Annotated in this window: 7 protein-coding genes and 3 pseudogenes; 3 read left to right on the top strand and 7 right to left on the bottom strand. The window is 71.1% G+C overall.

Annotated features, from left to right (window positions below; translation table 11 throughout):
- Positions 1-14: 14 nt before the first annotated feature.
- The 6 genes and pseudogenes from Q5530_RS13280 to Q5530_RS13255 form a co-directional block, all read right to left on the bottom strand.
- Positions 15-1,715 carry a ThuA domain-containing protein gene (locus Q5530_RS13280; protein ID WP_415362492.1) on the bottom strand — a complete coding sequence of 567 codons (1,701 nt, stop codon included), beginning with the start codon at positions 1,713-1,715 and terminating at the stop codon, positions 15-17.
- A gap of 31 nt (positions 1,716-1,746) precedes the next feature.
- On the bottom strand, positions 1,747-4,521 hold the full coding sequence (locus tag Q5530_RS13275; RefSeq protein WP_415362491.1) for a carbohydrate-binding protein: 2,775 nt from the start codon (positions 4,519-4,521) through the stop codon (positions 1,747-1,749).
- A gap of 150 nt (positions 4,522-4,671) precedes the next feature.
- A pseudogene (locus Q5530_RS13270) lies at positions 4,672-7,050 on the bottom strand (ricin-type beta-trefoil lectin domain protein); the annotation flags it as partial.
- A 413-nt stretch (positions 7,051-7,463) separates the two neighbouring features.
- Entirely contained in the window at positions 7,464-9,020 is a 1,557-nt protein-coding gene (locus tag Q5530_RS13265) for a glycoside hydrolase family 76 protein (RefSeq protein ID WP_415362490.1), read from the bottom strand.
- 603 nt (positions 9,021-9,623) lie between these two features.
- Positions 9,624-10,055 (bottom strand): hypothetical protein, encoded by a 432-nt coding sequence (locus Q5530_RS13260; protein ID WP_415362489.1) that lies wholly within the window; start codon positions 10,053-10,055, stop codon positions 9,624-9,626.
- A gap of 547 nt (positions 10,056-10,602) precedes the next feature.
- A pseudogene (locus Q5530_RS13255) lies at positions 10,603-10,941 on the bottom strand (helix-turn-helix domain-containing protein); the annotation flags it as partial.
- A 62-nt stretch (positions 10,942-11,003) separates the two neighbouring features.
- Here Q5530_RS13255 and Q5530_RS13250 point away from each other — a divergent pair.
- Positions 11,004-11,060: pseudogene (locus tag Q5530_RS13250) on the top strand (FAD-linked oxidase C-terminal domain-containing protein); the annotation flags it as partial.
- A gap of 27 nt (positions 11,061-11,087) precedes the next feature.
- Here the strand turns inward: Q5530_RS13250 and Q5530_RS13245 are convergent.
- Entirely contained in the window at positions 11,088-11,564 is a 477-nt protein-coding gene (locus Q5530_RS13245; RefSeq protein WP_415362488.1) for a hypothetical protein, read from the bottom strand.
- Between the two features lie 59 nt (positions 11,565-11,623).
- On the opposite strand from Q5530_RS13245, the gene Q5530_RS13240 reads away from it, so the two are divergent.
- Positions 11,624-12,103 (top strand): hypothetical protein, encoded by a 480-nt coding sequence (locus Q5530_RS13240; protein WP_415362487.1) that lies wholly within the window; start codon positions 11,624-11,626, stop codon positions 12,101-12,103.
- Between the two features lie 211 nt (positions 12,104-12,314).
- Positions 12,315-12,806 (top strand): RICIN domain-containing protein, encoded by a 492-nt coding sequence (locus tag Q5530_RS13235; protein WP_415362486.1) that lies wholly within the window; start codon positions 12,315-12,317, stop codon positions 12,804-12,806.
- The last annotated feature ends 371 nt before the right edge of the window (positions 12,807-13,177 follow it).

The following is a 13,177-nucleotide window of genomic DNA, read 5'->3' as shown; positions in this document are numbered from 1 at the left end:
CGGGCGTCACCCGGTCACGGCAGGGTCCACTTCTGGTTGGCGACGTTCAGGCAGTCCCAGATGTGCAGCGCGGTGCCGTCGGCGGAGCTGTTGCCCGCCGCGTCGAGGCAGCGGCCCGACTGGGGGTTGCGCAGTCCGCCACCGGACTGCGCGGCCCACTGCTGGGCGCCGGTGCCGTTGCAGGTCCACAGCTGCGTCACCGTGCCGTTGGCCGTGCCGCCGGACCGCACGTCGAGGCACTTGCCGAGCGCGCGGACCGTCCCGTCGGTGGACACCGTCCACTGCTGCGCGGCCGTGTTGTTGCAGGTCCACAGCTGGACCTTCGTCCCGTCGGCCGTGCCCGAGTTGTCGACGTCGACGCACTTGCCGGCGAGGCCGGTGATCTGCCCGGTCCGGGTGCCGCTGCCGGAGAGCTCCTTCACCCGGATGTTGCGGAACGACGCCTCGTCGCCGTCACCGTGGTTCTGGATGCCGATGTGGCCCTGTTGCAGGCTGCGGACCGGGTCGGTGTTGGTGAAGTCGTTGATCTTCACGCCGTTGAGGAACACCTGGAGCCGTTCGCCCTCGACGAGCAGTTCGAACGTGTTCCACTCGCCGACCGGGTTGAGCGCCCCGTCCCGGGCGGCGACGTCGGCCGACTTGAACCCGTACACGGCGCCGGTGGTCCGGTCGGCCGCGTCGGTGGCGTCGATCTGGATCTCGTAGCCGTTGTTGACCGCCGACCACGGGTCGCTGCTCGCCGGGAACCCGATGAACACACCGGTGTTGTCGTCACCGGCCAGCTTCCAGTCGAGCTTCAGCGAGTACGACCGGAACTCCTTGGCCGAGTGCCAGAGCATCCCCAGGCCGCCGTGCGAGGTCAGGGTGCCGTCGGCGAGGGTGAAGCCGCCGGGACCCGCCTGGCTCCAGCCGTTGGTGTTGGAGCCGTTGAACAGCGACGTGTAGCTGTTCTCGGGTCGGCAGTCGGCGTCGGTCGTGCCGGCCGCGTAGCGGATACCGCCGAGCAGGTGCGCGCGGAACGCGGGCTCGGCGAAGCTCTGCTCGGTGTGCCCGCCACCGGTGTACCAGGACCGGCCGCCCTGGTAGGTCTGGCACCAGGCGATCGGGTGGTCGCCCATGTTGCCGCCGGAGTACGTGCCCTCGTCCAGGCGCGCCAGCACGTGCACGTTCGACCTGGGGTTGGCCTGGAAGTTGTACCACTCGTCGGTGCGGACCCAGTCGCCGCCGAGGTGGGACGACGAGGCGTGCGCCCGGTCCTCCACCCGCACCGTCGCCTGCTGGATCGACGGGTGGGAGTGGAAGTACCCGCCCACCAGGCCGCCGTAGAACGGCCACTGGTACTCGGTGTCGGACGCGGCGTGCACGCCGACGTAGCCGCCGCCGGCCCGCACGTAGGACTCGAAGGCGGTCTGCTGGCCGGCGTCGAGGACGTCACCGGTGGTCGACAGGAAGACCACCGCCCGGTACTGGACCAGGTTGGCGCTGGTGAAGACCGCGCCGTTCTCGGTGGCGTCGACCGTGAAGTTGTTGGCCGCGCCCAGGTCGCGGATGGCCTGGATGCCGTTCGGGATGGACGAGTGCCGGAACCCCGCGGTCTTGGAGAAGACCAGCACCTTGTAGGAGGGGTCGGCCGCGGGCGCCGGGACCGGGACCACGGCGAAGATCATCACCGCCGATGCGGCGATCGCCGACAGCGCTGTTCGCAGTCGAGACATCAGTAGCTCCTCGTTGGGTTGCGGGTGGCGATCAGGGCGCGGTCCACTTCTGGTTGGCGGCGCCGAGGCAGTCCCAGATGTGCAGGACCGTTCCGTCGGCGCTGCTGTTGTTCGACGCGTCCAGGCAGCGGCCCGACTGCGGGTTGCGCAGGGTGCCGTCCGAGTGGGCGACCCACTGCTGCGCGCCGGAGTCGTTGCAGGTCCACAGCTGCGTCACCGTGCCGTTGGCCGTGCCGCCGGACCTCACGTCCAGGCACTTGCCCACAGCGCGCAGCGACCCGTCGGCGGACGCGGTCCACTGCTGCGCGCTGCTGTTGTTGCAGGTCCACAGCTGGACCTTCGTGCCGTCGGCGGTGTTCCCGCCGTTGACGTCCACGCACTTGCCGCCGAGGCCCGTGATCGGCCCGGTGCGGGAGCCGGTGGTGAAGGCGAACTCGTCGACGTCGAACAACGCGCCCGCGCCGCCCTTGAACACCAGGTGCAGAGTGGTGGTGCCGCCGGGCCGGTTGGACAGGCCCGCGGTGACGTCGGTGAACGTCTCCCAGCCCCCGGTCACCGGCACGGTCGCCGTGCCGAGCAACGCGCCGGTGGGTGATCCGGCCCGCACCTCGATGGTGCCGCCCGCCCCGGCCGAGGACACCCTCGCGCTGATCGACGTCGCGTCGGACAGCACGTAGGGCTGGAACGCGATCCAGTCGCCGTTGTGGAGGTCGCCGACCGTCTTGCCGCCGTGCGCCGTGGCCTTGTTGTAGACCGCGACGCCGTTGGACGAGCCGTAGTGCTCGGCTTGGCGGGTCTTCGGCTGGGTGACGTGCTGGGCGTGCGTGGTGACGCCGCTGCTGTCGGTGTACTCCGCGTCCCAGACACCGAAGATGTTGGCGTTGGGGTCGTGTTCGCCGTCCTGGGGTGTCTGGACGGTGCCCGAGCACCCGGTCGCCTCGGTCAGCTTGTGGCCGTGCGAGTCGTGACCGAGGATGTAGCTGATCTTGACCTTGGTGCAGTCGACCGCACCGTCCTCGGGGTCGCTGACGGTGATCCGGAACGGCACCGCGGCGCCGAAGTCGAACAGTTGCCCGTTCTGCGGCAGGGTGAGCGTGACGATCGGCGCGGTGTTGCCGACGGTGATCTGCACGCTCGCAGTGGCGGTCCGACCGGTGCTGTCGGTGACGGTCAGGGTGGCGGTGTAGACGCCGTTGGCCGAGTAGGTGTGCTGCGGGTTGGCCGCCGTCGACGTGTTGCCGTCGCCGAACTTCCACCCGTGGGTGATGGCGTCGCCATCGGGGTCCGACGAGCCCGCGGACGAGAAGTCGACCACCAGCGGCGCCTGCCCGGAGGTCTTGTCCGCGGTGGCCTTCGCGATCGGCGCGAGGCCGCCGGTCACGTGTTCGATGCGGTACAGCGCCGAGTTGGCGTCGCCGGCGAACCAGCCCGTGCCGTAGTCCAGCACGTACAGCGCGCCGTCCGGGCCGAACGCGGAGTCCATCACCTGCGTGCCGGTCCACGGGAACGAGGTGATCGCGCCCGGCGTGCCGTCGGCGTTGACCGCGATGTCCTTGATCCACCGCCGGCCGAACTCCGCGGCGAAGAAGTGCCCGTCGTAGGACTGCGGGAACTTCACCGGGGAGTTGAGGTTCGGGTTGTAGCGGTAGACCGGACCGCCCATGGGCGACTCGCTGCCGCAGCCGAGGGCGGCCACGGAGCAGCCGTCGTACTTGATCCAGGCCGCCTTCGCCGTGGGCAGCGACTGCAGGCCGGTGTTGCGCGGGGAGTTGTTCGTCGGCCCGCCCGCGCAGTTGAACTTGGCCCCGGGGGTGCCGGTGGCGAAGTCGTGGTCGTTGTAGGTCTCCTCGGTGGTGTTCGACCCGGTGCAGTAGGGCCAGCCGTAGAAGCCGGGGCCGGTGACGCGGTTGAACTCGACCTGGCCCGCGGGACCGCGGGAGGAGTTCGTCGAGCCCGCGTCCGGGCCGTAGTCGCCGAGGTAGACGACGCCGGTCGCCTTGTCCACGTTGAAGCGGAACGGGTTGCGGAAGCCCATGGCGTAGATCTCCGGGCGCGTGCCCGCCGTGCCCGGCGCGAACATGTTGCCCGCCGGGACGGAGTAGCCGCCGTCGGCGTTGACCTTGATCCGCAGCAGCTTGCCGCGCAGGTCGTTGGTGTTGGCCGACGAGCGCTGGGCGTCGAAGGCCGGGTTGCGGTTGGCGCGCTCGTCGAGCGGGCTGTAGCCGTCGGAGGCGAACGGGTTGGTGTCGTCGCCGGTGGACAGGTAGAGGTTGCCCGCCGCGTCGAAGTCGATGTCGCCGCCGACGTGGCAGCACGTGCCGCGGCTGGCCGGCACGTCCAGGACCACCTTCTCGCTGGCGCTGTCGAGGGTGCCGTCGGTCTTGAGCACGAACCGGGACAGCCGGTTGACGCCGTTCCAGGCGGTGAAGTTCGTGCCGTCGGACGGCGCGTCGCCGGCCGGCGTGGACAGCGGGGGCGCGTAGTAGGTGTAGACGTGGCGGTTGGCGGCGAAGTTCGGGTCGGCGCCGATGCCCTGCAAGCCCTCCTCGTCGTGCGCGTAGACGGTGAGCTTGCCGGCGACCTTGGTGTTGCCGGCGGCGTCGGTGAGCCGGACCGTGCCGTCCCGGGAGGTGTGCAGGACCGACCGGTCGGGCAGCACGGTCATCGAGATCGGCTCGCCCATCTCGGCCGCGCCCTTGGCGAGGGTGACCTGCTGGAACGAGGGCGCCGCGCCCTGGATCGGCGGCGAGGGCGGCTGGGCGGTGGCGGGAACGGCGGTCTGGACCGCGGCGGCTACCAGGAGCAAGGTGGCGGCACCGAGGCTGGTTCGGTTTCGCGGAGAGCTGGCCATCGTGGTGTCGTCCTTCCAGACGTCACTGTCCGAACGGGAGCGAAGGGGGTCGCCGGCCGGCGGGGCGACCGGCGAACCCGCGGGTCACCGCGATCAGGGAAGAACCCACTTCTGGTTGCCGACGTCGAGGCAGTCCCAGATGTGCAGCGCGGTGCCGTCGGCGGAGTTGTTCCCCGCCGCGTCCAGGCAGCGGCCCGACCTCGTGTTCCTCAGCGAGTTGTCGGGCTGCGCGACCCACTGCTGGGCGCCGGTGCCGTTGCACGTCCACAGCTGCGTCACCGTGCCGTTGGCCGTGCCGCCGGCGCTCACGTCCAAGCACTTGCCGAGCGCGCGGACCGTCCCGTCGGTGGACACCGTCCACTGCTGCGCGGCCGTGTTGTTGCAGGTCCACAGCTGGACCTTCGTGCCGTCCGCGGTGCCCGAGTTGTCGATGTCGACGCACTTCCCGGCGAGGCCGGTGATCTTCCCGGTGCGGGCGCCGGTGCCCGGCACGACGTTGAGCGTGTACCAGGCCTCGGTGCTCCACAGCGACTTGCCGGACTCGGACGTGAACGGCCGGGGCGAGCGCAGGTGCACCACGTGGCCGTTGCGCAGGCCGGAGAGCATGACGGTGACCTTCTTGCGGTCCGCGGACGGCGTCGCCGACCGCACGGTCAGCGCCTGCTGGTCCAGCTTCGGGCCGCCGTAGGCCGCGGTCGCCTGGTAGCGCCACTGCGTCGCCCGGTACTTGGCGGCGAGGTCCTGCACCGTCTGGGCGGACAGCGGTTGGGTGTACTCCAGCTCGAACCCGCCGGCGATCGCGCGCATGGCGACGACGTCGAACGCCTCCGCGCCGTTGGGCGTCAGCTTCTGCAGGCCGAAGTTCAGCTTGCCGTTCTGCCCCCAGTTGCCGCCCGCGCCGATGCCGCCGGTGTAGATCGCGCCGTCCGGGCCGAGGCTGATGCGGTTCACGCCTGATTCGAGGCCCTGGGTCATGCGGAACACCGCGCCCTGGTACTCGCCGTCGACCTTCTCCAGGAAACCGCGTTGCAGGCCGCCGTAGGTGACGTCACCGAAGATCATCTGGCCCGCGAACGGGCCGGTGGTCAGCTGCACCGGGTTGCTCGGCGAGTTCGCGATCTCGTTCTGCGGCAACCACAGCACCGGCGCGGTGATCGCGCGGTTGTCGAACGGACCGGTGGGGTTGGTGTAGTGGTTGAAGAAGCGGTCCTGCTTGATGTGCACCAGCTTCGACGACGGCAGCCAGCCGCCCTGGTTGTCGGTGGCGAAGATGCCGCCTTCGGGGCCCCAGCCGATGCCGTGGGGCGTGCGCAGCCCGCCGGCGACGTAGGTGACGGCGCCGGTCGCCTTGTCCACCTTGATCGTCGTGCCGCGGTTGGGCGCGGGCTGGGGATCGGTCGTGGCGCCGCCGAGGTTGATCGACACCGACAGGTTCAGGTAGAACGCGCCGTCCCGGTACAGCATCCCGAACGCGAACTCGTGGAAGTTGCCGCCGTACGGCCAGGTCGCGACGCGGCGGTGGTTGTCGGTGACCCAGTCGCCGTTGGTGTCGTTCAGCTCGGTCAGCCCGGCCTTCTCCGACACGTACAGCTTGCCGTCGACGTACTTGATCCCCATCGGCTCCTGGAGCCCGGAGGCGATCCGCTGCGTGCGGACCTTCGTGGGATCGGTGACGCCGGTGACGCCGCTGACCAGGTGCACCTCGCCCAGCTTGGTGTTCGAGCCACCCCAGGTGGCGATCGCGAGACGACCGTCCGGCAGCCAGTCCATGCCGCTGACCTGCGGCTCGAACCCGGACGGGCGCAGGTTGGTCAGCGTGTGGGCCGGGTGCACGCCGGTCAGCGGCAGGCCGTCGCCCGGCGAGTCGGCGCCCCCCTCGCAATCCTTGCGGCCCGGGGCGGTCACCCGGACCACGCCCGCGTCGGTGCTGAGCACGGAGTTCGGCACGACGCTGAACCCGGACGCGCCGGGTGGCCGCCACTCCAGGGTGATCTGCTGCCCGCCCACGTTGTCGAAGTGGTCGATGCGCAGCGGGTGGTAGCCGGTCCCGAGCTGGGTCGAGCCGTCCTCCGGCAGGGCTCCGTGCAGGCCGTCGTGGTCGATGACCAGCGTGTTGTCGATCCGCAGCCGTGCGCCGTCATCGCTGGTGAGGCGGAAATCGTGGTTGCCCGCGGTGGCGATGTCGATGTTGCCCGTGACTTCGGACATGAACCGGTCGCCGATGCCGAAGTCCGCGTCGGTCGTCCAGTTGATCGACGGCATCAGCTTGTCGATGTTGGGCGTCTGGGCGGCCTTGAGCGTGCAGAGCCTGCTGAGCTCGGTCTGCAGGTCGAAGACCCGCAGTGTCACCCCCGGCTCCTGGGGCGGGGGTGGCGCCGCTTGCGCGGACGACGTGGTGGACAGCGATGCCGCTGTGGCCAGGGCTGTCGAGGCGAGTGCCCCGGCGGCTCGCAGCCATCGGGTGTGGCGGGCGGTGGAGGACATCGGCGGCGCTCCCTTGGGCTAAGCCGGTGAGCAGGGGAACTCGACTCGGCAAGGGGTTCGGTGGGCGCGTGGCCCCGCGCACTGGTGCTGTCGCACTGGTCACACCAGCCAGGCGACGGTAAGGCGACTTTTGTACACGGTCAACGAAAGACTGCTCAAGATAGACAAAAGTGCGTCAATTGACGGCAAAAGCGGCGGCATTCGGCCGCGGATCCTTCGTCACCTCGGCGTCACCGGAGCTGCCCGTTACCCATGGCTGATGCACCGGGCGCACACCGGGAAATCCCGCAAACCGAACGAACTCCGCAGGTCCCGGCCTGGAGAACGGCACACCGGTGGGCGTGCTGCCGGCAGGCGCGGCCCGATGGGGGAGGCCGCGCCTGCCGGTGGTCCGTCCGGCGAGGGTGGACCGGTCAGCCGGCGGCGTTCATCAGGTCCACCGCGCTGTGCTGGCGCGCCGCGTCGCTGCGCTGGAACGGCCCGGCCCACGGCTGGTCGTAGGAGTCGCTGCTGGACCGGTCGCGCGCGTGGGCCGTGTCCGCCTGCCGGGTGAGGTAGGTGGTGTACGGGCGGTCCGGCAGCGCCCGGTTCAGCTGGCCGAGTCCGCGCACGAAGGCGCCCTTGAAGGACGGGACGTCACCGCCGCCGCCGTTGTCGAACACGATCCCACCCGGGTTGAGCGCGGGACTGGTGGTCGAGGCGTTGGCCAGCGTGCGCGCCCGCGCGAGGTACGCCTGGTCGCCGGTGGCGCGGTGCAGCTCGGTCAGCGCGGCCAGCGGCACGCCCTGGTTGTAGCTCCACGGCGTCTGGCCGTTGTTGCGGCACGTCGACGTGACGAGACCGTCGTTGACCAGGTTCGAGCTGTTGATCATCCCGGTGCCCTCGAACCACTGCCAGCCGTTCCGGGCGCGCTGCACGAAGGTCGTGTCACCGGGCAGCCGGTTGTGCAGGGCGGCGTTGAGCTGGACGTACAGCGAGTTGGCGATGGCGTTCTTGTAGGTCCGGCTGGAGGTCCACCAGATGCCGCCGCCGCAGGTCTGGTCCCAGTAGCGGTGGATGTGGTCGGCGCCGGTGCGGGCGGTGTCGAGGTAGCGGCGGTCGCCGGTCAGGTCGTAGGCGGCGATCCACGTCAGCCCCCACCACGCGACGTCGTCGTTGTACTCGTTGATGAAGTTGCCGTCCCAGGCGGTGCGGTTGAGGTCGAAGGTGCGGGCGATGGCGTAGCGGTAGGAACCCATGCCGCTCACCCGCGCGTTGTCGATGATCGCGTTGAGCGCGTTGGCGGAGTTCCACCAGCCCGTGGTGTCGAACAGGCCGGTACCCGGGTTGTACCGCTGCATCAGGGCGGTGGCCGCGGCGGTGCGGCGGTCCCAGGCGTTCCACGTGGTGCGGTACCAGCTCGTGCAGGCGATGGTCGACGACCCGGCGGGCTGGCCGCAGGCGCGCAGCAGCCCGACGCGCAGGCCGGCCCAGTCGTCCACGTTGTGCATGAGCGTGCGCCAGCCGCCGTAACCCGCCGGGGTCGTGGTCGAGCCGACCTTCGGCTGCCACGTTGCCCCGGCGTCGTAGGAGCGGTCCAGCCAGACCGAGTCGCCCTGGCCGCCGCCGCTGATCACCGCCCAGCCCATGGTCTCGGTGCTGTCGAAGTGCAGCGCGACCCGGCGGGTTCCGGCGGGCACGGACTGGGCGACCCGCTCTCCCGCCGAGAGCGCGGGATCACGCCCGTCGCAGTGGGTGTTGCAGACCGGGGCGAGGGCGGCGGGCGGCGCGGCCGTCGTCGACGGTCGTGTGCGGGACCGGTGCGCGCTGGGCGGCAGCGCGGGATCCCGGTCGTCGCAGTAGCCGTCGCAGACCGTGACCGCCGGCGGAGGCGACGGCACGGCGGCCGGTTCCGGTGGCGCGGTGGCCGGTGCGGAGGGGACGACCACGAGCGACAGCAGCAGGGACGCTTGGACAACGGTGCTCAGCATGGGACCTCCCAAGCAGGGGATGGGCGGCCGGGACGAGCGTGAGAACGCTCTCACACCGAGGCTAGGATCGTCCGCGACGAAGCGTCAACACAGCCGACCGGACAGATTTGTGTCAGGTCACGCCCCTGGGGCGGCCGACCTGAACCGCGGCCGACGGGCCGCTCGCTCTTCCCGCACAAGCCGCCGACAGCAGACCGCGTACGCCCGCTGCTGCCGTGCAGGACGTGGCGGTGTTGCCGGCCCTGCTGGAGGCCGAACCCGCCGCGGTGCGACAGCCATCACGACCGCGGAACCACACCACTGATGGCCGGCGACCACCACTTCCCCTGCCTACCAGGCTTCCGCTCCCGACCGGATCGTTGGCCGGGCAGTGACCCGATCAGCAGGCGAACCCCCGGATGTGGAGTCGTCGTCCGCTGAGACGCGACCGGGATGGCGGAGGTGATGGAGTTGGCGGTGGCACCAGCGCCGGACCTGTGGTCCGCCGAGCAGGGGTGAACACCTGACGGCTGAGTTGTTCGCCCCTGCTCGGCGGATTCGGCGGCGGAGCCGCAGCACTCCCCGTGCGACGTCGATCCGCACCGCAGAGCGATCGGACTCCGATCAGCGGTAAACCCACACGGCGTCGGAGCCGTCCGGGGCGACCAACGTGATCAGGACGCGGTCGGCGCCGCCCACCACGTTCGCCGGGACCGGGATGTCGATCGGCCAGTTGCCGTCGCAGCGCGGAGTCGAACTCGCGCTGCCGAGGTGGTTGGCCCCCGCGTAGGCGTCGCCGTAAACGGCTCGGCCGCATCCGACGGCGTGCAGGGTGCCCTCCAGGATCACCCACCGGTTGGTGAAGGTGGCGGTGCCTGAGGCATAGCTGGCCCCGTAGTCGACGTAGAAGTCTCGGACAACGGACTCCGGCGCGGCCGTGGCCGCGGGCGTGCTCGCGAGGACGATCCCGACAGCGGCTGCGCAGGCCCCGACGGCTGTGCGTCGGCGTCGGGTGCGGCTCGCGGTCGTTGGCGCAGACCTCGGCACGGAGAACAAGGCAATCCCCCTTCATGGTCAACTCGGTACCCGGGATCGGGCCCGCACCCACGATGCCGGTTGTGAAGGCCGTGTTGTCGCCCGTGGGGTGGTTTCACCCGAATGAGGGCGCGGGCAGTCGGTTCTTCACCGCGTAGGTGACCTGCGTGCACGGAACGCTTCATCTCGACGAGGTGGTTGTGCACCGCTCTGACCGAGGCGTCGTGCCCTGTCCAGACTCATGGCCCACCGATGTGCCGGCCGTGGACGTCCACTGGTGGCCGTTGACGTGGCGCCGGCCTTTGCGGGAGGGGCCGCGCCCGCCGGCGCGCGCGAGTTCTGCCCGCTCGGCCGGCACCACCGGTACACCGCCGAAGGGATGATCAAGCGTCGGCTCGACGACGCATTCCGCCGACCCCGTCCCAGGCGCTGTTCACCGCCCCGCCACCTTGCCCCGAACTCCGCCACCACCTCCGTCAACTGACCCCGAACACCGTCATCCTCGTCCGAACAGAGCAAGACGGACCCCGTCGGAGGCAAGCGTGCCGATGGCGGCGGTGTCGCGCAGGGTGTGGGCGGCGCGGCGGTGGTCGCGCGGGATGGTCCGGTTCTTCATGCGGGCCAGGGCGAGCAGTGGGCCGACGGTGTCGATGACCCGGTGCGCCGCGGCGTATGACATCCCGAACAGCGGCCCGAGCCGGCGCATGGTGAGGTCGGTGCGCCAGTAGGTGGCCACCAGCAGCACCCGGTCGGCCAAGTCCAGGCGCTACTGCCTGCCGGGGCGCCCGTCCGCGATCGCGTCCCCGCCTCGCTCGGCCACCACCCGCACCAACTTGCGAAACTGACCGGGCTGCAAACCCGTGAACGGTGCGGTCCACTCAGACCGGGACGCCGAGATCACCTGCACCCGATCATGATCCCCGATCCAGCCCGGCGACCGATCATCGAGTTACGTGACATCCCTCAGCCCTCAACCACGCGGTCAAGCGGGCGCTCGACCCGCGCGGCATCTTCAACCCCGGCAAGGTGGTCACCCCCTGGTCGGGCCGGGGGTCAGCGCCCGCGGCGGCCGCCGAACCAGGCGAGCCCGAAGGCGGCGGCGTCCTCGGCCAGCGCGCCCGGCAGGTCGGAGCCGAACCGGTCGCCCAGGCGCGTCCGCAGGCGGTTGCCGAGCACGGACCACGCCGCCGCGGCCGCCGCCGCCGCGACTGCGGCGGGCACGACCGACCGGCCCTCGCGGCGCGCCAGCCCGGCCCCGGCCGTGGCGCCCAGCACCAGCCGGGGCAGCAGGCCGGGCAGGCCGAGGCGTGACGGGGTGGACGGGTGCTTGTCGGCCAGCAGTTCGCCCACTGCCGCCAGGCCCGTCACGAGCGAACCGGTCCGGCCGCCGAGCGACCGGGCGATGCCGGTGTCGGCGCGCGACGACGTCAGCGCGATCGAGGTGAGTCCGGCGGTGCTGCGGGCGCCGCTCGCGGCGCCGAGGGCGGCGGCCCTGAGCAGGGCGCCGCGTCGTTCCGTTGTCGTGGCCACGGGTTCCCGGTACCCGACCGCCGCCGAACCAAACGCGGACGGTGTGCGTCGATGGTGCCGTGACCTCGAACAACCCGATCACCGAGCTATTGGAGCTGCGCCCGTGGCTGCCGTCGAACCTCGGGGAGCCGCGCGCCCTCGCCGCGGTGCCCGAGGTGGTGCGGTACGTGGGCGCCAGCTCGCCGTGGAACGGGCCGACCGTGCGCGGCAAGCACGAGGCCGCGCCGGAGCACTGGCGCTCGGCGGGCTTCGGGTGGCTCGGGCCGCACGATGGCTCTGGGGGCGTTCGTCGGGCTGGTGTCGTTGAACCTCCGGTCGGCGGAGGAGTCGGGCGCGGGTGTGCCGGCGGTCGGACTCGGCTGCTGGATCGCGCCGGGCTCGTGGGGCGCGGGTACGCCACCGAGGCCACCCGGGCGGTCGTCGCCGAGGTGCTCGCGCGCGGGCTCGCCGACCGCGTCGTCGGCCACCTGGTCCACTCGGTCCTCGAACCGGCGGGCGGCGGCGTGGACGGACCGCCTCCCGCCGGACCACCCGGGTAAGGGGGGAGGACCGTCTCTCCCCGGGTGGTCGACCGGAGTTCGGCCGGATGACGGAACCCCCGCGCAGGATCGACGACCGCGGAAAGTTTGCGCTGGTCGTTGGCCCGCGCGGCGGTCCCGCTCGCTGAAAACCCCTGCCAGTATCGGTGCCCGAGGTTTTCTGGCCCGTCAGGAGGAACCCGTGGGCGAGGAACGATCGCTGTTCGCTCGTGTGACTTCCCTCTTCGCGACACTCGTGGGCGTGCTGGGCCTGCTGGTCGTCGTGAACGCGCCGGCCGCGCCGGCCGCGTCGGGCGACTTCTCGATCAGGATGTACAACCACGCCTGGTGCATCGAGGTCCCGAACGGCTCCACGGCCAACAACGTCGCGCTCTACACGGCCTCGTGCACGGCGGCGGCCAACCAGCGCTGGACCTTCACCCCGGACTCGACCGGCACGTGGGGCGAGTACCGGAACGTGGCGACCGGCAAGTGCATGGAAGTCCGGGGCGGCAGCCACTCGTACGACGCGGTCGTCCAGCAGTACGCGTGCAACGGCGGCAACCCGCAGAAGTTCTGGCAGCAGAACGCCTTCCTGCGCACCCGGATGGACCGGATGGCCCGGATGTGCGTGACGGCGACCGACATCTACGCCCCGACCGACCTCCGGCAGTGGGGCTGCGGGACGGTGCCCTACAACACCGCGTGGATCGCCGTCCCCTGAGCTCCATCCCACTGGCGACGGCTCACGACACGTCGGTGGGGCCCGCGACAGGACTTCCCGGGCAGGCAGGGCCGAGAGGCGGGACCTGCGACGCGCGTGAGCGCAAGGGCACGTGCGGACGCTGCGGCGCCACTGAGCAGCTGCTTTCGAGCTGCTGGGGTTGAGTGAGTCGGCGGCTGGTGATGCGGATCATGGACCAGCGGACCATGGCCTCGTGGTGGTGGCGTAGGCGCTCGTGGTCGCGCACGCGACGGCGGTGGCGCGCAGGCGCCGCAACAGGCGGGTCGAGCTCGGCCCACTGGGCGTCGGTGACGTCGGTGGGATACCGCCTGGTTCGTCGAGTGGGCTGGTGGGAGACGGTCAGGCGGCAG

Source organism: Saccharothrix sp. BKS2, assembly GCF_047689505.1.
Lineage (GTDB): Bacteria > Actinomycetota > Actinomycetes > Mycobacteriales > Pseudonocardiaceae > Actinosynnema > Actinosynnema lopnurensis.
Note: the sequence above shows the minus strand (reverse complement) of the source record. Positions and strands in the feature narration are given on the sequence as shown.